Origin of the sequence: Clostridium tunisiense TJ, from assembly GCF_000300195.1 — a bacterium.
Classification (GTDB): Bacteria; Bacillota; Clostridia; order Clostridiales; family Clostridiaceae; genus Clostridium_J; species Clostridium_J tunisiense.
On sequence record NZ_AMQH01000011.1, the window covers coordinates 259,000 to 281,967 of the forward strand.

General features: G+C 31.2%; 21 protein-coding genes and 1 riboswitch. Of the genes, 3 read left to right on the forward strand and 18 right to left on the reverse strand.

The genetic code is table 11. The features are described 5' to 3' along the window. Window positions 1-114 precede the first annotated feature (114 nt). From C661_RS0111300 to C661_RS0111355, 11 genes are all read right to left on the reverse strand, one after another. Window positions 115-987: a CPBP family intramembrane glutamic endopeptidase gene (locus C661_RS0111300; RefSeq protein WP_017415429.1), complete on the reverse strand. Its 873-nt coding sequence runs from the start codon at window positions 985-987 to the stop codon at window positions 115-117. A gap of 24 nt (window positions 988-1,011) precedes the next feature. Continuing rightward, on the reverse strand, window positions 1,012-1,908 hold the full coding sequence (locus C661_RS0111305) for an alpha/beta fold hydrolase (RefSeq protein ID WP_017415430.1): 897 nt from the start codon (window positions 1,906-1,908) through the stop codon (window positions 1,012-1,014). A 170-nt stretch (window positions 1,909-2,078) separates the two neighbouring features. Continuing rightward, on the reverse strand, window positions 2,079-2,858 hold the full coding sequence (locus C661_RS0111310) for a Cof-type HAD-IIB family hydrolase (protein ID WP_017415431.1): 780 nt from the start codon (window positions 2,856-2,858) through the stop codon (window positions 2,079-2,081). A 4-nt stretch (window positions 2,859-2,862) separates the two neighbouring features. Next, window positions 2,863-3,879: an alpha/beta hydrolase gene (locus tag C661_RS0111315; RefSeq protein ID WP_017415432.1), complete on the reverse strand. Its 1,017-nt coding sequence runs from the start codon at window positions 3,877-3,879 to the stop codon at window positions 2,863-2,865. Between the two features lie 251 nt (window positions 3,880-4,130). Then, a complete protein-coding gene (locus C661_RS0111320) occupies window positions 4,131-4,742 on the reverse strand; it encodes a class I SAM-dependent methyltransferase (RefSeq protein WP_017415433.1) in 612 nt (203 codons plus the stop codon). Between the two features lie 13 nt (window positions 4,743-4,755). Beyond that, a complete protein-coding gene (locus C661_RS0111325) occupies window positions 4,756-5,301 on the reverse strand; it encodes a GNAT family N-acetyltransferase (RefSeq protein ID WP_017415434.1) in 546 nt (181 codons plus the stop codon). A gap of 242 nt (window positions 5,302-5,543) precedes the next feature. After that, window positions 5,544-6,323, reverse strand: a complete 780-nt coding sequence (locus C661_RS0111330; RefSeq protein ID WP_017415435.1) for a Cof-type HAD-IIB family hydrolase — start codon at window positions 6,321-6,323, stop codon at window positions 5,544-5,546. 284 nt (window positions 6,324-6,607) lie between these two features. Next, the gene (locus tag C661_RS0111340) at window positions 6,608-7,195 is read right to left on the reverse strand and encodes a GNAT family N-acetyltransferase (RefSeq protein ID WP_017415436.1); all 588 of its coding nucleotides are present in this window, start codon (window positions 7,193-7,195) and stop codon (window positions 6,608-6,610) included. Window positions 7,196-7,436: 241 nt separating this feature from the next. After that, window positions 7,437-7,973 carry a GNAT family N-acetyltransferase gene (locus C661_RS0111345; RefSeq protein ID WP_017415437.1) on the reverse strand — a complete coding sequence of 179 codons (537 nt, stop codon included), beginning with the start codon at window positions 7,971-7,973 and terminating at the stop codon, window positions 7,437-7,439. A gap of 100 nt (window positions 7,974-8,073) precedes the next feature. After that, window positions 8,074-8,484, reverse strand: coding sequence for a GNAT family N-acetyltransferase (locus C661_RS0111350; RefSeq protein WP_157785688.1), 411 nt, complete (start codon window positions 8,482-8,484; stop codon window positions 8,074-8,076). Window positions 8,485-8,521: 37 nt separating this feature from the next. Continuing rightward, on the reverse strand, window positions 8,522-8,866 hold the full coding sequence (locus C661_RS0111355) for a DUF6483 family protein (RefSeq protein ID WP_017415439.1): 345 nt from the start codon (window positions 8,864-8,866) through the stop codon (window positions 8,522-8,524). A gap of 329 nt (window positions 8,867-9,195) precedes the next feature. Between C661_RS0111355 and C661_RS0111360 the strand changes: the two genes are divergently transcribed. Continuing rightward, complete coding sequence (locus tag C661_RS0111360) at window positions 9,196-9,891, forward strand: GGDEF domain-containing protein (protein ID WP_017415440.1); 696 nt, start codon at window positions 9,196-9,198, stop codon at window positions 9,889-9,891. Between the two features lie 232 nt (window positions 9,892-10,123). Here C661_RS0111360 and C661_RS0111365 read toward each other — a convergent pair whose 3' ends face one another. The 4 genes from C661_RS0111365 to C661_RS0111380 all read right to left on the reverse strand — a co-directional run bounded on the left by C661_RS0111365 (window position 10,124) and on the right by C661_RS0111380 (window position 13,647). After that, window positions 10,124-10,405 carry a hypothetical protein gene (locus tag C661_RS0111365; protein WP_017415441.1) on the reverse strand — a complete coding sequence of 94 codons (282 nt, stop codon included), beginning with the start codon at window positions 10,403-10,405 and terminating at the stop codon, window positions 10,124-10,126. Window positions 10,406-10,548: 143 nt separating this feature from the next. Continuing rightward, a complete protein-coding gene (locus tag C661_RS0111370) occupies window positions 10,549-11,784 on the reverse strand; it encodes an MDR family MFS transporter (protein WP_017415442.1) in 1,236 nt (411 codons plus the stop codon). Between the two features lie 410 nt (window positions 11,785-12,194). Beyond that, window positions 12,195-13,088, reverse strand: coding sequence for a DUF2156 domain-containing protein (locus C661_RS0111375; protein ID WP_026051030.1), 894 nt, complete (start codon window positions 13,086-13,088; stop codon window positions 12,195-12,197). A 58-nt stretch (window positions 13,089-13,146) separates the two neighbouring features. Then, window positions 13,147-13,647, reverse strand: a complete 501-nt coding sequence (locus tag C661_RS0111380; protein ID WP_017415444.1) for a nitroreductase family protein — start codon at window positions 13,645-13,647, stop codon at window positions 13,147-13,149. Between the two features lie 517 nt (window positions 13,648-14,164). On the opposite strand from C661_RS0111380, the gene C661_RS0111385 reads away from it, so the two are divergent. Further along, window positions 14,165-15,745 carry a ClC family H(+)/Cl(-) exchange transporter gene (locus C661_RS0111385; RefSeq protein WP_017415445.1) on the forward strand — a complete coding sequence of 527 codons (1,581 nt, stop codon included), beginning with the start codon at window positions 14,165-14,167 and terminating at the stop codon, window positions 15,743-15,745. Window positions 15,746-15,892: 147 nt separating this feature from the next. Here the strand turns inward: C661_RS0111385 and C661_RS0111390 are convergent, their stop codons facing one another. Together C661_RS0111390 and C661_RS0111395 are read right to left on the reverse strand one after the other, a co-directional pair. Further along, the gene (locus C661_RS0111390; protein WP_017415446.1) at window positions 15,893-18,040 is read right to left on the reverse strand and encodes a sensor domain-containing diguanylate cyclase; all 2,148 of its coding nucleotides are present in this window, start codon (window positions 18,038-18,040) and stop codon (window positions 15,893-15,895) included. A 153-nt stretch (window positions 18,041-18,193) separates the two neighbouring features. Beyond that, window positions 18,194-18,808, reverse strand: a complete 615-nt coding sequence (locus C661_RS0111395; protein ID WP_242825996.1) for a LysE family translocator — start codon at window positions 18,806-18,808, stop codon at window positions 18,194-18,196. A 281-nt stretch (window positions 18,809-19,089) separates the two neighbouring features. After that, a riboswitch (M-box (ykoK) riboswitch) is annotated at window positions 19,090-19,251 on the forward strand. A gap of 406 nt (window positions 19,252-19,657) precedes the next feature. Here C661_RS0111395 and mgtE point away from each other — a divergent pair. Further along, entirely contained in the window at window positions 19,658-20,995 is a 1,338-nt protein-coding gene (mgtE, locus tag C661_RS0111400) for a magnesium transporter (RefSeq protein ID WP_017415448.1), read from the forward strand. Between the two features lie 105 nt (window positions 20,996-21,100). On the opposite strand, the gene ftsH is transcribed toward mgtE, so the two are convergent. Further along, window positions 21,101-22,918 carry an ATP-dependent zinc metalloprotease FtsH gene (gene ftsH, locus C661_RS0111405; RefSeq protein WP_017415449.1) on the reverse strand — a complete coding sequence of 606 codons (1,818 nt, stop codon included), beginning with the start codon at window positions 22,916-22,918 and terminating at the stop codon, window positions 21,101-21,103. Window positions 22,919-22,968 lie beyond the last annotated feature (50 nt).

Here is a 22,968-nt window from a genome sequence, read left to right on the forward strand (position 1 = left end):
CTAAAAAAACTTCCTTAGCACAATTTGTACTAGTGTTATTTTTCTTAGTAGCTAACTATACTTTTTAACTTATGTTTTTCACTAACTTATAGCTTTAAGCTTTAGATTATAATTTTATAATGCCATGGCTACATCAAAGAAACCATGTAGGAGTATACACGGAGATAATGATTTAGTCTTAAAATACAATTTTCCAAACATATACCCTACCATAGCCTGTGCAGCTGTAGCTATTAAAAAAGTCCAAGTTACTGTGCCAGAGCTTATTATAGGGCTCACTACATGACTTATCCCAAATATTATAGCTTGTATAACATTACACTTTTCATCAGTTAATCGTAACCCCTTTAGCCCAGATATTAAGAAACCTCTATAAAGAATTTCCTCATAAAAACCTGGGTAACATGAATTAACAATTGTATTTATAATAAAACCTATAACAAACTTTCCATTAGCCATATTTTCAAAATGAATAGTTCTATTTGTAATTCCTACAATGTTAGTTACTATTTTAAAGGTTACATATAAAATAATAACAAATATAATGGATTTAAGTGTTAAGTTCCAATTATAATCACTAATTCTTATTTTAAAGAAGTAGCAAATGAAAATTGATAAGGTCAACACTAATGCTGCAATGAAAAAATGCAAAATATTAACTTCATTTCCAGAGTAATTGTTAATTCTAAATATGTTAGTCATTATGACAACGCAAATCAGAAAAATAAATTCTAAAATACCAAATAGAATCAGAGCCCTTTTGTTCACATATATAGTTCTTCTTTCATCACCCCTAATAGGAAATAAATATACTATCCCAATTGTAACGGCTATAGCACCAGTCATAAGTAATGGATAAATTAATGGGCTTTTATAATAAGAATTGATATTATACCTACTATAAAAATATAGGCATAAAAATCCCACTGTTAGAACTCCTAAATCCCACACTAGGGTACTTAAATTCTTTTTATTTAAATATCTCATAAAATCCTCCCAAATTCTTATCAACTACATATACACTAACTCTTTTATAGCTTTAATTACCTCATCTGGTCTAGTTTCATTTATACAGTGATTACTGTCTTTAACTATTCTAAAGTCACATTTATCGGATAATTCCTTTAATCCATGAGACAAATTTTGTGAAAGTCTCTCAATTTTTACTGCTTCTACTTTTGGTATTCCTTCAGCTACCATTTCACTGACAGAGTATTGCGGATCTTCAACTAACACTATTAACGGACATTTTGGAAAAGCTCCAGCCATCTTTATATTTGCTACATTATATTTTAAGTCAAGTATTTCCGAAAGTTGTGCTTTATATATTTCAGGTCTTACATAAAATTCCAAAATTTCCTTTTGAATCTCTATAGGAAGACTAAGCTGATTCGAAGATAGTTCCGGCTTTATCTCTTTCATCAATTGATCTCGAGTATACTTAGAGTACTTTTTCCATAAATCAATATACACTTCATCTGAGGTAGTTTCATTGGATATGGGAGTATCCAATTCATCAAACTGATTCCCTCTATTCATTGATGCAGATTCTACTAGCAATATACTTTCTACATAATCTGGATACAACCTTGCAAAATGCTGAACACACAAACCACCATAAGAATGACCTACTAATATAACCTTTTCTTTGATTCCAAGTGTGAGTAGTAAGTTATATAAATCTTTAGAGGCTATAAGCGTACTACTTCCTTCATCGCCAATTTGGCTATTTCCAACTCCTGATCTGTGAATTGCAATAATTTTTGCATGTTGTGATATTTCTTCTATAATACTTAACCAGTGATAAATGCTTCCTCCCATTCCTGGCATAATAACAACATTCCTTTTTCCACTACCAGTGATTAAACATTCTAATTTTTTCTCTCCCACATCTATTAATTTAAACATCTTTTATACCCCTTAATAAAATTTAAAATCTTGTCCACTTTCAACTCTAAATACCTAGCTATTACACCCTATCCCCTTGATAATAGGATGCAAAAGGACATCTAGTTCTTTAAATGTTTTCATTATCTTCAAGATAATTTATGAAACTTTATAATCTCCAAATACACTATCTAGAGTAAAAAGTTCTCCTGTATAAATCTTGCTACTCCATCTTCTTCGTTACTATAAGTAATATGGGTAGCAACTTGTCGCACTTCTTCAATTGCATTTAAAACGGCTACTCCATAGCCACAAGTTTTTATCATTCCTATGTCGTTATGATCATCACCAAAAGCTGCAATCTGACTTAAATCAATATTTAGATGTTCTGCTAGCTTAATTATGGCATAGTCTTTAGTAGCATCTTTATGAGCAAACCTACACAAATTTTCACCAGTATAAGTAAGAAAGCTACACTCAGAATACTTAGCAGCTAATTCTAGAGCAGATTTCTTATTATAAGCTTCTACTGTAATTTTAAAGGTTGGACAATTTAGTGATATCTCAAAGTTATTGTATGCAACATCATTATAGCTTCCATCACTTTCTAATAACTCTCTACTGTTGGAGTAATTGCCCATTTCTGTTACCACAGATACATATTCAAAATCTGCATGCTGTACACATTCTTTTATTAGCTCATCAGAGGTTGAAGGTGACAACATGGATTTGTAAATTATATCTTCATTATGCCTTGCCAGTGCACCTCCATTTGTTATAACAATATCAGGTTTTATTATATCTATGTATCTTTTGGCAGCCCTATCTGAACGTGCAGTTGCAATTGCAATACTAATTCCTTGTTCTTTACACTTTTTTAGGGTTTCTAAAGTAAAATCAGATATACTTTTATCCCCTTTTAGCAAGGTTTGATCTAAGTCTGTTATAATTAACTTCACCTTTTTATTCATATTCTTACTCCTTAATAAAACTTAAAGCCCTATCCAGCTTTAAATCTAAATCCTCTGGATACCAATGACCTATTCCACTATTAATATAATATTCATAGGGAACTTTCAACTTGTTAAATCTATTCACCATATCTTCTAGATTTTCAACTGGAAGATCTTTCTCCCCTTCCAGCAGTACCCATCTTACTCCTCTTTTGATAGAAGCATTGATATTTTCCTCAGAGAACCTATTTGTTTTTAGTGAGCAACATAAAGCTACAACTCCATTTATAGGAATTACATTAGTTAGGGTAATGTCTACAGCTGCAATAGCTCCCCCTGAAAATCCACCAATTATAACTTGGGTTTCATCCACAGAATACTGCTTGGACACTAAGTCATAACAAGCTTTAAGCTCTTCATATAAGTTATCATAGGTTTTCTTTATACTTGTTTCATCATCCCTTGAATCATTTTCAAGTATTGCATTGTTCTTAATCCAACCATAACTATTATGTCTTAATATTTGAGATGATTGAATATAAACTACAATATAGCCTTTACCTAGAAGATAATTTGGTTTCCAATACTTCTTATGGTATTCTAAATTGTCACCATCCCCATGTAGATTAAAGAATAGTGGATACTTCTTTTCTTCTGGATAGCCTTCTGGAGTATGGACCTCATACTTAAATTTAGCTTGTTTTTGTGCTTCAATTAGTAATAAATCATTGTTTTTCTTTAACTCTTTATATTCCTCATAATCCTTTAAAGCTTCAAACCAGTATAATGGACATAGGAATTTTTTCTCAATCATATATTTAAGTGTTTCAATAGTTATATCATATTTTTTACTGCTATAAGCAAACCAACACTTATCAAACATAATTGTATAAAGATTTTTTTCTATTTCTTCCCTTGGTAGACTTTCTAATCCCTGTTGTAATATTAATAAGGCTTCTTCGTATTTTTCTTCTTCCTCTAATTGGTAATATGCTTCACTAAGCTTCTCAAAACTTATATATCTCATAATTTTCTCCATAATTTTCTCCATAATTAATTCAATTATATTTTTATATAACACAGAAACTTAATAGCTTTCATTAAATAGTAAACAAGTTCATTTTGAAGAGCTACTTTTGAAGCCAATTTATCCCAAATAAATGGAATTTGTTACACCACAGCAACTTACCTAGGCTGATCACCTACCACTTAAAGAGGATGATAGACTTGAAGCTTTCAAAATGTTGTTAAAGAAATTTAACTTTAAGTTACTATATTTTGATACTATTACTACTTTTTCTTCAGTATATAATCTATATAACCCGATGTGTATTCAATGTCCTCTATAACTCTTTTTACTAATCTCTTTTCCTTATAAATAATGTTAAATCCAGTAAGGTATTGTTCGACTTCAGCTTCTTTATAATGACTATATAAAACCTCTTCACCTTCTTCATTGTGCATAAATTCCCCCTGTCTGATTTCAACTCCCTTACCAAAAGAGTCACATTCCTCACTTAAAAAGTTCACATAGCACAACCCACCAGGTTTTAGCACTCTTAAAAACTCTTCTAAAGCAATACTAAATTCGTCTTTACTCATGTGAACAGAAGTATTATAGGAGAATAAAAAGCTAAAAAACTCAGCTTCGAAAGGAATTTTTGTCATATCTCCCTTTATAATATTTAAATCTATTTTATTAGTCTTACAAAAAACTTCAGCCTTTTTCAGCTGTGAATGGGACACTTCAATACCATAAGTTTTATAATTAAACTCATAAAAAAGTGATAAGGGCGGATTACTTCCACCAGCACCACAATCAAGAACTATTTTTTCATGAGGACTTGAGTTACAGTACTTTAAAAAATTATATAGTGGAAAGGCGTTTATAAGCTTATGCATAATTACATTCTCCTTACACAATATCCTTTTGAAGTATAGCCATTATAATTCCATCTTCAAGCTTACCTTTAATTAAATCTCTTTCTCTTACAACACCTTCTTTTGTGAAATTTAATTTCTCAAGTACCTTTACTGAGGCATCATTTCCTGGTGTAATAAAAGCTTCAATTCGATTTAAATTCATTTCACTTAGTCCGAATTTAACTACTGCCCCAACAGCTTCTGTGGCATATCCTTTATTCCATTGATCTTGAGCTAAGTCATATCCAATTTCAGCCCTACGAGCTCCATCATCAAAATCACCTAAACAACATATGCCTACTAGCTCCTTTGTATCTTTTAACTCTATTCCCCAAGTTATCTCTTCTCCAGCTTCAAATTCTTCTTTATATCTTTTTATAAATTTCACTGCATCCTCTTCAGATTCTATAGGGCTAAACCAATCATATTTTGCAACCTCTGGGTCACTAAATACTTTGTAGATTCCTTCTACATCATTTTCATTGACTTCTCTTAAAATTAGTCTATTAGTTTTAATTTCATTTATTGTTTCAATCATTTTTACTTCCCCCTTTTAAACCATACAATACTTTGTAATACTCTTTTAAAATTATTGCTACTGACTTTTTTGCTAATTAGCTTTTACATAAAACCTGGGCTACTATTAGCGATAATTAAGGCATCTTCAAAAAATAAATAATTCAGTATTCTCGCCTATTTTGAGTTATACTACGTCAATAGGTTCCTTATCTAACTCAAAATATCCTTCACATCTTTGACTTGTTATTTACTTTTAGATGCCTAAAGCAAAAAGTTCTCCTGTATAAACCTTGCCACTCCATCTTCTTCATTGCTATAAGTAATGTGGGTAGCAACCTGTCGCACTTCTTCAATTGCATTTGAAACTGCAACTCCGTAGCCACAAGTTTTCAGCATATCTATGTCGTTATAATCATCTCCAAAAGCTGCAACCTGGCTTAAATCAGTATTTAAATGTTCTGCTAGCTTAATTATGGCATAGTCTTTAGTAGCATTTTTGTGGGCAAATCTACACCATGGTTCCCCACTATAAGCAAGAAAACTGCACTCAGAATACTTAGTTGCTAACTCAAGGGCTGCCTTATTATTGAAAGCTTCAACTGTTATTTTAAAGGTTTCACAATCTAGTGATTCTTCATAAGTATTATATATAGCATGATCGTAATCCACACCATTTTTTAATAAGTTTGGGCTATTGGAGAAATAGCCCATTTCCGTTTCTACAGTTACTTCTCCAATGTCTGTATGCAGTACACAATCTTTTATTAATGCCTCCGATACTAAAGGTGATAGCATAGACCTATAAATTACTTCCCCATTATGCTTTGCTAGTGCTCCTCCATTTGAAATCACAATATCAGGTTTAATTAAATCTATATATCTTTTTGCCGCTCTTTCTGAACGTGCTGTTGCAATTGCAATGTTAATCCCTTGCTCTTTACATTTTTTAATTATATCTAAAGTATACTGAGATATACTTTTATCTCCTTTTAATAATGTTTGATCTAAATCTGTTATAATTAGCTTCACTTTCTTCTCCATATTTGCCTCCCTCAATAAAATTATTTAATGCTTACCTTCTCTTACTAAACATTAAACAAATTCATTTTCAGCATTGCTTTCAATGGACATTTAACTTTAATGAAGTCATATGTGAGTATCATTCTCTCAAAATTCTAAAACTCTTCTATGACCAAAGTACCACAGCTAAGTTTGTTGTATAACTCTACAATCTTAGGACTTAATAATTTCACCATATTATATCCCCCATTAATGTGCAGTATTCTTATTTAACTAAGAATATCCTTAATTATTGCATTTAAGGTTTATTCTTCGAAACACTTGTATTTACTATTATTTTTAGTTGTGCCTAGTATTACCCTATCCTCGTATTCATTAGTTCTCGTGTTATAAGCAGCTTCCTTTTTCATTCCTTCTTGTTTAAAGCCTAACTTCTCACACAACTTTATTGAAGCAATATTCTCTGGATGTACTGATGCTTCAATTCTATTTAAATCCATAACTTGAAAGGCAAATTTAAGAACTTCTTCTCCTACTTCCCCCATAATGTTTTGGCTCCAGTATGCTTTGTTAATCATAAAGCCTATTTCTCCTTGAGAATTACACTCATTAAAACTATGTAACGTAATTAGGCCTACAACATTATCCTGGTCCCTTGTAGCAATGCACCATCTAATAAATTTTTTATTTTCAAATCCTCTCAAAAAGGCTTGTACAGATTTTTGAGCTTGCTCCATTGTTTGCATAACTCCCATTTGTTGATATTTTACTGTATCATCATCTGAATATATTTCATATATTGCTAAATAGTCTTTTTCCTGCACTTCCCTTAAAATAAATCTTTTACTCTCTAGATTTGGAAATTCATTGAAATCAAATTTAATTAGTCCCATATATTTCACCTCTTCCATACAACATGTAGTTAAATTATATCATAATTTACATTTTATTCTATGTAACTTATTAATTTTTACAATGTTCATTGTTTTTTGTCATTATCGTTATATCAGAAAAAATATTTACTGATGGCTTCTATCAATGATTTAAGCCCATATTCCATCTATATTCCAAAACAAAACACCATAAAATTCATTGCTGAATATTACAGTGTTTAAACTAATTCTTACTTTAATTTTAGCTAATTTTCTTTCTCATTCTTAAAAAGGTTAATTTCTCACCTGCTATTTCACCTTCACAGGTATAAAATATTTCAAAATTACATTTCTCATAGACTTTAATAGCTCTTTTATTGAAAGCTGCAACTCCACATCTAACATATTGTCCTTTGTAGTTATACTCTCTTACAGCAAAATCAATGCATTGTGAAACAAAACTCACTCCAAGTCCCTTTCCACATAATTCTGGTTTTAAACCCCAACCTACCCACATTTCATAACAATTTTGCGAACTATTTTTAACCACTTCATGACTAACGTAACCCTCATCCTCTAGCTCTTCACCATCTTCTTGAAAGAATTCAACAGTAAACTCGCCAACAAGATGATTTTCTTCATCTAATACTGCAAATTTTCCCAATCCCCAACTTTCCTCATTAAGTAAAAGTTCCTTTTCATTTACATAATCATATATATGGTATTCATCGCCATACTTCCAATTGTCAATGATTTCATATGCATATTCTAAATTCATTGGAACAAATTTAAAGTCCATGCTATAACCCCTCTTTCTTATTCGTACCAATCTAGATATTTTAATTTTACAAACTGAATCTTATATCAAAAATGCACAGAATTACTTGTGTTCTAAATTTCTAATTAGATTTTCTCATAATTATACATCTTTCTTTGAACCCAAGACTCTTCCAGAACTCTTGTCCCCTTTGATTCCAGCAGAAAACATCTAAATCTATAGAATCAGTTTCTAGCTCTTTCATAAGTTGGTTAAATGCAATTGTACCCAGATGTTTTCTTCTTACATTTTTACAAATAAAAAAATGTGATAAATAATAAGGAGTGGTTTGAGTTCGTACTAGAGCATAACCAGCAACCTCTTTATCCTCTAGAAATAAAAATGCTACTGCACCTTGTTCCATAGCATACTTTAATCTTTCTTCTAAAACTTCAACTTCTGGTATATTATCATTCTTTTCATCCTCATATAATTCCCTATTTAACTTTGCAAGTACTGACAAATCATCCATAGTACATTTTATAAGTTCCATATCACTTACCTCCATTATAATACTTAAAGCATAAACTTTATTTTTCAAATATGCTCCTTACATCTTCTAAACCTTGATAAATCTCTGCTCTTGTGAAATTTCCTTCTTGCAGTTCCTTATCGCTCTTTTCTAGCAAGGAATTATAAAACTCCATTGCAATTTTATAAATTACTTCTGAATCTTTTTTATTTATTTCTTCGAAAAGTATATTCTCTGCCTTATTATAGTTACCCTCATGTACAAGACGATTTAACATAATTTGTAGAATATCCGTTGAGCCAAGCTGGTTTAAGTTTATTTTTTCGTTGCTTTTTTCTTTTTTATTTAGCACCGTTTTTGCTAAGTTTTTCGCTAGATTTTCAATCATTCTTTCAATGTTCAAAATTTCACCTTCTTAAAGTATATTGCATGTTAGTAGCTTTACTTACCCTTAGTTAAATTGTAGCATAAATTGAATATTATTACATACACCCTATGGTAATAATATACCTCTTTTCCTAATTGCTACTTTGTAATACAATTATTTTTCTTATTACCATAAAGTTCTAAACTATAATATTAAAAAAACTATTAAGAAATTGAAAAATTTGTCGAAATAAGTAATATGAATTTAAGCTAGTTATAAACTTCAAGGAATTTAAAAACTTGAGTTCTTTAATAAACTATAATTTCAAATTATAAAAGTTAATCTTACTAGAGAGGAATTAAAATATGAGGAATACTAAATATGTTCAATATGCTCCTTTAATCTTTGCAACTTTTGGATTGTTCTTTGCTATAGTTGGATATTTTATCACCTTTTATATTCCAAGGAATATAGCTAAATTTACTTGGTTAGCACTTATGGTTATTTTTATAGTTGTTGGCTTGAAGTTTGGTAGTTTAGTTAAAGGTTTTTATATAGACTTTTACAAGGATTCTCTAACGGGTCTTAAAAATAGAGTTTTTTTCTACTTAAAACTTGACTGCATAATGGATAGAATATCAACTGTACCGGAACCATTAACTCTTCTGATGATTGATATAGATAACTTTAAACATATTAATGACACTTTTGGACATGTTAATGGAGATAAGATATTAAAGATTACAGCAGAGATTCTTAACTCTAGCGTTAGAGGAAATGATATAGTTGCCCGTTGGGGTGGTGAGGAATTTACAATTTTATTGCCAAGCACAGATATTAATAAGGCTACAATAATTGCTGAAAGAATTAGAGAAAACATCTCAACACACGCTTTCAAGATTGATGATGCTTCCTTAACTATAACAGTAAGTATAGGAATATGTTCTACAACTAAGAAAATAGATGCAGAAGAATTTGTTAACCTAGCAGACTGTGCCTTATACAAAGCTAAGGAAAAGAAAAATAAAGTTGTAAACTATGAACAGTTAGTCGCTGTTTAGGCTTATATAAAAGCTCCACTTTAATAGTATAAACTTTAAGGTGGAATTTTACTTTTATAACCTGATAAAATCAAAAATCCACTTAAGTTTAATTAGGTAGTTTCAAACTAATTAAATCTAAGTGGATAACTTATTTCTATTATAAAATTTTTATGTTCATTGGTTATATTTCATAGTATTATTGCATGGACTTATTATCTTCATAGATGCCTAGTAAAGCATATAAAGTAGTCTATAGCACCTCATTTACTTTACTTTGATCTTTCTTATCACTACAACAATCACCATTCTTCATACCCTTGAACATCATAGGAATCATAAATAGCATCATTATAGGACAAATAAATGGAGTAATAGTTGCTAATAAAGTTTTAGCCCCTCCTCCAATGTTTAAAAGCGGAAGTATACCTACAATGAGAATAGGAAGTCCACAGCATAATGCCATCATAAGCATATGTTTAATTGGACTATGTTTTTTACCATTTCCTCCATTGTTATCTCCATGACATTTCATATTTCATTCTCCTTTCATATCCTCTTTTTTCTTTATTATACCTTTGTCATATGTAGATAAAATGAAGATTTTCTTTGTTGGAAAATGATTAATTTCTTTCTTTAGCACTATTATATATTTAGCTATATTGCATGGTATATCTTTTATACAGTGATATTTGCTCTATGTTTCTTTTCTTCTCTTAAATATAAAATATAAATCAATGTTGCAGATAACATGGTGATAGAAAACACTAAAGGCCAAACATATACCACTCCAACTCTTTCAATATATCCACCCATTATTACTGGTCCTATAGCAGATCCTCCACCTGTAATTATATTTAATACTGAGTTAAATCTTCCTCTATGGGAGCTTGGCGCATGGTCTGCTATATATACTCCTGAATTTGTGGCATTTAAGATTTCTCCAATAGTCCAAATTATAGTTGCAATTATGTATAAGGGATAAGCTTTAATAAAAAAGTTCATTCCAAAGCCAACAGCAAAAAATACTCCTGACACTGCTATGTTAAATAGAGGTTTATTCTTTTTAGTTAAATGCACTATTAATGTGGTCATAGTTACCACTATAATGCCATTAGTAAAATATATTCCTCCCATAAGTTCTGGGGCTCTATCACCAAAAACCTCTGTAAACTGAAGAGGTGTACCAAAGTTTCCTTGGGAATAAGCAAAAGAATACACAGAGGATAATAATGCAAAAGCTAACACCACAGGCTTTTTCATAAGTACTGAAAAAATACTACCTTCTTCAGCCCTTTCTTCCTCAGCTATTTCCAGTTGCTCCTCAGTAGAAGGTTTAGTTTCCTCAACAAATATAGTTACTAAAATTATATTTATACAAATTGCCACTGCATTCCCTATAAAGGTTAAGGCAAAATAGTTTTTATATAAGAATCCTGCTAAAATTGGTCCAATAGAAAATCCGATATTTATACCAAGGTATAAAAGTGAAAAGGCAGTTTTTCTATTACTTGAATCCGTCAAATCAGCTACCATTGCACTATTGGCTGGCTGAACTGCTCCAGTTGATACTCCTGCGAGAATTAAAAGCCAAGGAATTGTCATTGATTTTCCAAGGAAGGCACAAGGAAGAAATAGAAGTGCGGCTATACTTTGAAAAATAATCATAACTTTTTTTCTTCCAATTATATCTGAAAGTTTTCCACCTAGTAATCCACCCGGAATATAAGAAAGAGCGGAGAGTGAAACGAATAATCCTGCTTCTTTAGCACTAAGGGCTAGCTTGTCAGTTAAAAACAGAGTTAAAAGTGGGAAAACAAAACTTCCCATACTGTTTATTACTCTCACAAAAAATAAAATATAAATTCCTCTAGGAAGCCCTGAGTAAGATTTAAAGACCTTTTTTAAATTCATATTATCGCCGTCCTTCCAATTTTAAGCAGTGTGCTACCAAAACATTCTTTATAGTTGAATAATGAATGTTTCATTATTCATTATCAATACTTTCTATTTTCATAAATAACTATAGTGCATCTAACTATTCTCTACTTGTATACATTTCTTTTCAATGATATTAAGTATCTAAATAGATATGTAATTTAACACTTAAAACCTCATAAATACTCAAGTAAAATTATATCACCTAATTCTACACAACTAAAGAAATTTTCAAAAATATTTCTATATACTGAATTTTCTTCACCAGCAAAGCTATTTCACAGCCATTATTTAACTTATATTAAATAATATTTTTACTTTCTATTTTAAAATTAAAAGAAAAAGTCATAACCCTCCATTAGCAGATGGTGATGACTTAAATAACTTTATAAATTTATACAATATTTTTTTTCAAGTTTTACAGGATAGTAGGACCTTTTAGCTTTTCTTAATCCTTCAATACCTAAGTCCTGCTCTCTATTTATATACCCCACTTCATTCAAATACTTTTCAACAAAGGTCTTATTTGTAAAAGCATATATTCCATTGATATCTTTTCTTCCTTTTTCAAAGTGGACTATTGCCATATCCTTATTAACAACTTCTCCCACAGTAAAGGTTGAAATTATATCATCAACATAAACTGCCATACCCTTTAGATTTAATTTATCAGCATTGTATAAAACTTCTTCAATTCCTTTTAACTCATAGGTTAAAAATTTATCCCCAGTAAAGTTTTCCTTGTGCCATTGATGCGCTAACTTAATGCAATCTTCCATTACTCCCGGCTCTGAAAAGTCCTTTACTTCGTAGTTATAGTTTTTTACAAAGTAATTATAGTGATTTTTCTTCCCATGAAGTTTCTTTCCCGACAGAGTTGCTAGCTTTTCCTTTAGATATATATAATCAAAATTATCTACATCTTCTTCAATGTGAGCATCTTCCCCATATATGTCCTTAAGATCCTCAAGGAAAGAATCCTCCACATCTTTAAATAGATATTTCATATTATTTTCTTTTTTATATTCTTTTAGTTCATGAATTAACTCTTTTAAATTCTTTTTACTATATCCAATTGGTTGCATAAAGTAATAATTATCCTTAAAGTCTTTTTTCTTTATTATTAGAATACCTTTGTGTATGGCATATTGCACATCACAGGCTTCTCTCCACACCAGCAAGGTAGTAAAGGAATACTCGCTAGTGATAAAGTTATAATTTTGCAAATACCTATCCAATATTGGCTTATCTTTAATGGTAAGTTTCTTAAATATCATCATAAAATTCTCCTTGTAAACATTAGTCTATTCTTGTTTTTATCCTCTTATGACTTTATCTCTACCATCCATTATAATGTATTCTTGTTTTATCAAATCTATCTCCTGGTGTTTTCTCCTCATCTGGGTACCCAACTGGCACTATTGATAAAGGAACCACACTACTAGGTAATCCTAGAATCTCTTGTATTTTCTCTACTCTATCAGCTATTGGATAAACTCCTAGCCAAACAGCGCCAAGTCCCATATCCTGTGCTGCTAGTAATATGTTTTCAGTGGCAGCAGAACAATCTTGTACCCAGTATCCTTTGAATACCTCTTTTTTCTCATCTCCACAAACTACAATTGCAACATCAGATTTTAATAGCATTTTAGAGTAAGGATGTATTTCAGTTATGTTCTTCATTATTTCCTTGTCTTTTAATACTACAAACTCCCAAGGCTGCTCATTTCCTGCTGAAGGCGCGGCCATAGCCGCTTTTAATAGGTCTTCTACAATTTCATTACTTACTTTTATGTCTTTATATTTTCTTATACTTCTTCTTTTTAATATCGAATCCATAAAATACCTCCTAATTTGGTATATCTAATTATACTATTATAGAGAAATAGTTTCTATGACACAAGTACGCACTATTTTGTATCATAGTACCTAAAAGGATACTGTAACATATAAATTTATAGAACTTTATGAAACTCCTCACTTCCTATAATATGCAGCACTAAAAAAATTTCCACACTGGTGAATGAAATACATTTTCATCTTGGAAACCTATATCAATAACCCCTTAAGGGTTTATGAAGATGAATAAGTTGAATTTCTATAATGGAACTTGTATATTTTTAACAATATGTTTTGCGAATGACATATTAGCTTTGTAACTAACATATTAAGTGTTAAAACATTGTATTTTCGACACCGTAACTATGTTTACTATTAACTTTAAGAAGATTTTAGCTGAAAACACTTTATAATAGTGAACCTTTATTATTTTTGCCCATCCCATTTGTATATTTGAATAATTAAGCTAATAGGCATATAATAAACATGTATACAATATTTAAAAGGGGGATGCGTAATGGATAATAGTAATAAGAATCAAACCCATACTGCATTATCACATTGGCATAACTTTAGACTTAAGCTTTTATTACAAGGAATTGTTGTAGGTATTTTTTCTGGGTTCCTAATAGTACTCTATAGGATTGTTCTAGAAAAAGCCGAAGAACTAAGACACTTTATCTTAAACCTTGATATTTCAAAGTATAAACTTATGCCTCTATGGTTTTTATTTTTAATAATTTCAGCATATATTGTTGGCTTGTTAATAAAGACGGAGCCTTTAATCAGTGGAAGTGGAATTCCTCAGGTGGAAGGGGTACTTCTTAGAAAGATTAATATGAATTGGTTATCTGTAATAATAAAAAAATTTATTGGTGGGGTCATTTCTATAGGAGCTGGTTTATCCCTAGGTAGAGAAGGCCCTTCTATACAGCTTGGAGCTGCAATGGGACAAGGTGTTAGTAGAATTTTTAAAAGAATACAAATTGAAGAAAAATACTTAATTACTAGTGGGGCTTCCGCTGGACTAGCTGCTGCCTTTAATGCACCTTTAGCAGGAGTAATGTTTGCTCTTGAAGAAGTCCACAAACATTTTTCTCCTCTCATCTTATTATCAGCAATGTCTGCCTCACTAACCGCAGATTTTATTTCAAAACATTTTTTTGGTCTTAAACCTGTTTTTAATTTCGAAAATGTAGTAGCTCTGCCTCTTGAAAGTTATGGTTACATTATAATATTAGGAATTATTGTGGGTATCTTCGGTGCCCTATATAATAAGTGCCTTTTGAAAACTCAAGATATTTATGGTAAGCAAAAGTGGCTTTCAGTGAAATTTAGACCTATGATTCCATTTTTAATTGCTGGAGTATTAAGCCTAATTCTTCCTCAAGTCCTAGGAGGAGGTCACTCATTGATAGAAGCAATGATTGAAGGTAGTTTTACTCTCAAAATCCTTTTTGTAATTCTTATAGTTAAATTTATTTTTTCTATGATAAGTTACGGTTCAGGAGCACCTGGAGGAATATTTTTTCCTTTATTAGTGTTAGGAGCATTAACTGGTGCAATTTATGGAAATATATTAGTGGACTTTTTCAATTTTAATCCTCGATATATTAACAACTTTATAATTCTAGCTATGGCAGGGTATTTTACGGCTATTGTTAGAGCTCCTATTACAGGTAGTATTTTAATTACAGAAATGACTGGATCATTTTCTCACTTACTTTCTTTAAGTCTTATTTCTCTAGTAGCTTACGCCACCGCAGATTTATTAAAGTCTGAGCCTATATATGAATCTTTACTAGAAAGACTTTTTAAAAACAATGGTACTTACGAATTTGGTGAACACAGTAATAATAAAGTTATATTGGAAGTCCCAGTTTGCTTAGATTCTGAAATAGATGGAAAAGAAATTAAGAAAATTAAATTACCAAATCATTGTTTACTTGTTTGTGTTCAAAGAGGAGCTAAAGAACTTATTCCAAATGGTAATACAACACTTCGCTCTGGAGACTATCTAAATGTGTTAGTTGATGAAAATAATGCGGCTGCAACTAAGGAAGAACTGCTAAAAATAGGTGGTAAACCTAATATGTAGTCATAAATAATAACCCCCTACTTCTTTTGTTTTCTAGAAGTAGGGGGTTAAATCTATGTTGTAATACCTTTATGTTTATAGTAATAGTTCTAAACTTTTATTCTATATTTTATCTTCTATAGAGAAAATTGCAGTAAAGCCTAGGTTTTAACGGCTCACTACACAATTTCTCCCTTTATTTTTACCTTCATAAAGAGCCTTATCTGCATCGTTGATTGTGAAATCCACACCTAGGTTCTCATTATACTCTGAAACTCCAAAGGTAACAGTAAGTTTAATTCTTTTTTTATCATAATTAAAGTTACTACCCTCTATTTTCTCTCTAATACGTTCACAAAGTAAAACTGCTTCCTCCTCATCTGTGTCAGGTAAGAGCATAAGAAACTCCTCCCCTCCCCATCTTGATAAAACATCTTGCTTTCTTATATTAGCCTTTAATATTTTTGATAGCTTTACAAGAATATGATCCCCACAATTGTGTCCATACTTATCGTTGATGCTTTTAAAATAGTCAATATCTATGATAACAATAGAAAAGCTTCTTTTAACATCTTCATAAGCAGCAGCTTCCTCTTGAATTTTACTCATAATATAACGTCTATTATAAATACCAGTCAGTACATCAGTTTTAGAAATGGCTTCTAGTTCATTTGTTTTAACCTTAAGTTCCTCAGACTTTTGAGAGTTATTTAAGGCAATGGCAATATAAGAAGCTAAAGCTTTAATCATTCCTATTGTTCTATCAGAGTAGGCATTAGACTTATAGCTTTGTACTGTCATAGCACCAACTATTTTGTTCTCAGTAATCAGTGGATAATAGATTATAGACTTACATTTGAACTTATTCTCAGTAGCTCCAACTCTAAGCTGTTGTTTATTATCCAGAATCATGTCGTTAATACAAATTTCTTTCTTTTCTCGTATGCATTTTGCTGCATAACTTTTTTCATTATCAAGCATAATGTGGTACAGAGGTAACCGTTTCCCCTGTTCTATAAGGATCTTAAAGTCGATACGTGCTTGCTCATTATTGTATAAACAAATGCCAAAAACATCTGCAGCCATGAGCTTATTTATATTTTTATAAACCATGTTAAGAACTTTTTTAATATCTAATGTGGCAGTTATTTTTTGGCCAATTTCACCAATAATTTTAATATCTTCATAGGATGCAGCAAGAGCATTAGCCTTTAATGTAGTTTCCTCAGCCTTTCTTTTCAACTCTTCAGTTTTTAATCTTTGAATTTCTGCATCCTTTTGAGCCTTTTCAACCTTAAACTCAGTCATGTGTTGAGCAAGTTTATCATTTAATTCTGTAGTTTTTATTTTCTCATTCAAATGATGATAAGATTTAAGATAATTAAAGGCTAATTTATAGTCCTTTTTCTTTTCATAGGTCTCTGCTAAAGTCATATAGATATCTTTTAAAATTCCATTGGTTTTTATTTTAGATGCTATATTCCTTGCCCTAAGTAAATAATCAATGCCTTCTTCAACCTTTTCTTGTATTAAATAAAGGCTTCCAATATTATAAAGCATCTCTGCCTCTAGATACTGTTGATTACTTTCCTTATATATGGCAAGTGCCTTTTCAAAACTTTCCAAAGCTTGTTCCCACTGTCCTAATTCTTTGTAAATTAATCCATAAATACTATAACACTGCCCAAGATAATATCCTTCAGAATTGTTATTCTGAAAAACTTCTATTGCACGTTTATTATATTCTAGCGCAAGCTGGGTGTTTTTCTTTATAAGATACACGTCTGCAATATTTGAAAGAACTAGGCTCTCAATTTTATGCCTAGTGTCTTCAGCAACTTTTAAAGCTTCCTGGAAGAATTCTAAAGCATCATCAAATTGCCCAGAATCATAGTATACTACTCCGATATTATTCAAAAAAGTTGGATCTATTTGTAACTTATTTTCTTTAATCAATTCTATTCCTCTTAAATAATAGCGCAAACCATATTCAAGATTACCCAAGTTAGTGTATAAGTATCCTAACACATAGCAAGCCTTCATTTGTACATCTGAATCACCTGAACTAATAGCCATCTCATTTCCTCTGTTAGCTAAGTCTAGTGCCTGAGCATACTTACTATGAGATCCGTAATATCTAGCTAATGCAATGAAGCTTAAGGCAATTCCCTTTTCATAATTTAATTTTCTTGATAGTTTTTCTGCTTTTTTAATAAGGCTTATTGCACTTTTATCCCCAGCCTTAAGTAATTCCAAGCAATTTTCAAGTAACAAGTCAATTTCTCTTTGAGCTATATCCTTGCAATTATTTTCCACCACAATTGCCTCCACATTTGCTATTTAATAATACTAAATAAAATTTAATGATATTTAATAATACCACAAAAATCAAAATCTGTCTAAATAAACTAGTTTATAAAGTCAGAAAATTGTATCTAATCAACCTGTGTGTATTCTTCTAAAAAGTATCTAAAATTTCATTATTCCTCTAAACAAACTGCACATGCCAAACATTGCTATAGAGGCTCCAATAATTTTATTTATTATACAAAATATCTCTATCTTAAAATTTCTTTTTGAACTATCAATTAATTTTGACACTGATATCCATAGGATTGTAGAACCAATGAATATAGATAATACAAATAACATATTTTTTCCTACTTCTAAAGTGTTTATTTTTAACCCAATTTTCGTAAAAATTGTAAGGAAAACTAGAAATGTCATTGGATTTGAAAGTCCCAGTAAAAAGTTAGAAATCCCTGGATGTATAATGAATTTTCTTTTCTCATCTACTATAGCCTTGTCCTTAAGTGCATTCATAAAAATATTTAATCCAAGGACTAAAAATAATGCTCCTATTGCATTATTAATTAAGTATTTGTGTTTATGTATAATATCATCGATAAAGCTAATACCAAATACTGCACATAAGGAATACACTACATCAGATGCTGCTGCTCCAACTCCAGAAAAAAAACCGCTTTTCCAGCCATTATTTATAGTTCTTTGAATGGCTATAATTCCAAGTGGTCCTATAGGAAAGGAAACAATCATTCCTATTATCAAACCCTTAAATATCATGTTCAATTTATTCCCCCCTAAAGATTCCCTTATAATACTAAAATATTATAAAGATACCACTAATAACTTTAATCGCTATTAACATATATATCATATGTTTAATCTATATAACAGTACTTTCTTAAATTTATTTATATCCTATATAGTTTCGATTATAAAATATATGATATTAGTAGAATAATTATAATCACTAAACTATTCTCTACCTAAAGTAATAACCTTACACCAGACTCTAGACCTTGACATATTATACTATTAGATTTATTATTTTATATATAATTAAATAATCTCGGTAGGTGAGGTTACTACAAGGATACGGATTGCTGCCGTAAAAGAATGGAAACATTCTTAACTGGTTAGCAGGTTTTGCCGAACAAAGAAGGCTTAATCTAATGCAATTACATTGCCTTGCAGAGCTAAAACTTGAACGAGAAAGTATTGAGCAAATACCTTCGTTATCTTCAAGTTTACGGAGGTTTTTTATTTTGAATTTTCGGAGGTGAAAAAGAATGGACTCAGCCGGTAGTAGTTTGGATGGAACGGACAATTTTATATGGTTAAATAGTACTTTTCATTTGAAGGCAAGCTCTGTTCTTTTTTACATCTTGAAGCCACCTAACTAAATTGTTTCTATTAATCATATAATTGCTGTCCTCATTTATTCTTAACTATGAGATTCCCCTTATACTGGCCGTAAAATAAAGGCTTCCATTGCAATGAAGTTTTTATTTTAACTCTTAAATTCTCCTTTTCCTAAACCACAAGGTGAAGGTGTTAGGGAATTTATTACAGTACAGAATTCTTATATTTAGATTATCTAAATGTATATTTAAGAGGCGGTGATTAAAAATGAATAAAGTAGAAACTTTAATCCATGTTTTATCAAAGGATAAATATGAGCTTCTATCAGAGTTTCTCTATGACGCTCATCCTATCGATGTTGCTATTCTTTTAGAGGAATTAGATGATGAAAACTTAGTGAAGTTTAATTCTTTAGTAAACAGCCAGCTTATGGCTAAGTTTTTTGAGCAATCAACTATAGAACTTCAAGTAAGGTTAATTAAACTTATTGATTTTCAATCAATAGTAAATATTTTCTCATTTATGTCAAAGGATGATGTTGCCGATATTCTTGGGGGTCTACCAATAAAAATGAGAAAAGCTTTGCTTAAAATCATGAAAAAAAGTGATACTATAAAGCTAGAGGAATTACTAGGTTATGCTGAAGATAGTGCTGGTGGTATTATGACAACAGAATATATATCCCTTCGAAGAGATTTAACCACCTCAGAGGCTTTAAGTAAAATTAAAAATATAGGTCCTAAAACAGAAATAATCGAAACAATTTTTATAACAAATCAAAAAAAAGAGCTAGTTGGAACTGTTGATTTAAGAGATATATTAATTTCTCCTGAAGATAAACTACTTGAAGAGATAATGAGAGAAAATATTATTTATGTATATCCTGACATAGATCAAGAACACGTTGCTTTGCTAGTTTCAAAATATGATCTAAAGGCAATTCCTGTTGTAAATCACAGAAAAAGTCTCTTAGGAATTATTACTGTAGATGACATTATTGATGTTATCGTTGAAGAACAGACAGAAGACATGCTTCATTTAAGTGGTGTTAGTAAAGAGGAAAGAGTAGATAGCACTCTTTTAACCTCTGTAAGAAAAAGACTTCCTTGGTTATTTATAAACTTAATTACAGCATTTTTAGCTTCTTTTACAGTAGGCTTATTTGAAGATGTTATAGCTCAGGTGGTAGCACTAGCCGCTGCTATGCCTATTGTTGCAGGAATGGGCGGAAACGCAGGCACTCAATCCTTATCTGTAGTTATTAGAAGTATTGCCCTAGGTGAAGTTGATTTAAAAAGTAATTGGAAGCTCATCTTTAAAGAGGTTTTTCTCGGTATGATAAATGGAGCAGCTACAGGTTTAGTGACTGGATTTATATTATATTTAAAGTATGGAAATCCATATCTTGCCCTTATTATTTTTATTGCTATGATTGGAAATTTAGTTATAGCGGGCTTCTTTGGTTTTTTAATTCCTCTTGTTTTAAAAATGTTAGGTATAGACCCTGCACTAGCATCCTCCATATTCCTAACAACTGCAACAGATGTATGCGGATTCTTTCTTTTTCTTGGGTTAGCTAAAAACTTTTTGAAATTTTTAATATAGATAACAAAACTCCTAGGTATCTCATTATTAACCTAGGAGTTTTGTTCTTCTCTAAATAGCTTTATTATAACCTTAACAACTTTCTTATCATATGTCCTTTACTTGTTAGGATAAGATGGCCATGAATTCTTCTCCTGTAATAGTCTCTTTTTCTAGGAGATATTTTGCCAATTCATGAAGCTTTTCTTTGTTTTCTTCTAATATATCAAGAGCCCTTTTATGGCAAGTTTTAATAATTTGAAGGACTTCCTCATCAATCTTAGCTGCGGTTTCAGCCGATACTATTAATGAAGCATCTCCACCTAAATATTGATTGTTTACAGTTTCTAGAGCCATCATATCAAACTTTTCACTCATACCAAATCTAGTAACCATAGCTCTACCAATCTTTGTGGCTTGCTCAATGTCATTAGAAGCTCCGGAAGTTATGCTATTAAACACAATTTCCTCCGCAGCACGCCCGCCCATATAGGTAGCTATCTTATCTAATGCTTGCTCTTTTGTCATTAGAACCTTTTCACCTTCTTCCACCTGCATGGTGTAGCCTAATGCACCAGAAGTTCTAGGTATTATAGTTATCTTGTGTACTGGTGCAGAGTGGTTTTGCTTTGCTGCAACAAGCGCATGACCGATTTCATGATAAGCAATAGTTAATTTATCCTTCATGGAAATCACTGCATTTTTTCTTTGGTATCCAGCAATTACAACTTCTACTGCTTCTTCTAAATCACTTTGAATTATATATTTACGTCCAAACTTTACTGCACGAAGTGCTCCTTCATTGATGATGTTAGCTAAATCTGCTCCTGAAGCTCCTGAAGTAGCTCTTGCAATGCCATTGAAATCTATATCATCGCCTAATTTAACATTTTTTCCATGTACTTTTAATATGTCTTCACGGCCTCTTAAATCAGGTAACTCTACAGGAACTCTTCTATCAAATCTCCCTGGTCTTAATAATGCTTTATCAAGGGTTTCAGGTCTATTTGTAGCTGCTAAAATTACTACCCCTTTATCTGCATCGAAGCCATCCATCTCAGTTAAAAGTTGGTTTAATGTTTGTTCTCTTTCATCATTACCACCTGGACCTGCTGAATTTCTACTTTTACCTATAGTATCTATTTCATCGATGAACACAATACAAGGTGACTTTTCCTGTGCTTGTTTAAATAAATCTCTCACTCTAGCAGCACCCATCCCAACAAACATCTCTACAAATTCTGAACCTGAAATTGAAAAGAAGGGTACTTTTGATTCTCCTGCTACTGCCTTTGCAAGAAGGGTCTTACCTGTTCCTGGAGGACCTACTAATAGTGCTCCCTTTGGAACCTTTGCTCCAATTTCCTTATATTTTTGAGGATTGTGTAGGAAATCTACAATTTCTTGTAAAGCTTCCTTAGCTTCATCTTGTCCTGCTACATCGGCAAAAGTCTTCCCAGTTTGTGCTTCCACATATACTTTCACATTACTCTTCCCAAAGGTCATTGCATTTCCCATGCCACCCATCTTACCTTGTATTTTTCCTACAAGCCTCTGTCCAAGGATTGTGAAGATCACCATTGGAAGAATCCATGATAATAGGAAACTAACAAGTGGCGAAGTTTCCTTTGGTATAACTCTTTCAAAGCTTACATTAGCACTATAAAGACGTTTAACTAAATCAGGGTCTTCTAAACGACCTGTTATATAAAGACCTTCTTTTCCCTCTTCATTAACAGCGCTAAAGCCTATTTGGTTTTCTTGTATTTCAACTTTTCTAACCTGCCCACTCTCAATTTGCTTTAAAAACGTACCATAATCAACTTTGCTAATTTCCTTTTGCAATATCATAGGTAGTAATAAGGTATTTGCAAGCATCATAATGACTATTACCACAATATAATAATAAATCAAAGGTTTTTTAGAATTTTTTTGTATTTTCATTAAATTTCTCCTTCTAAATGGTATTTCCTTACTACAGATTTACAACGTAT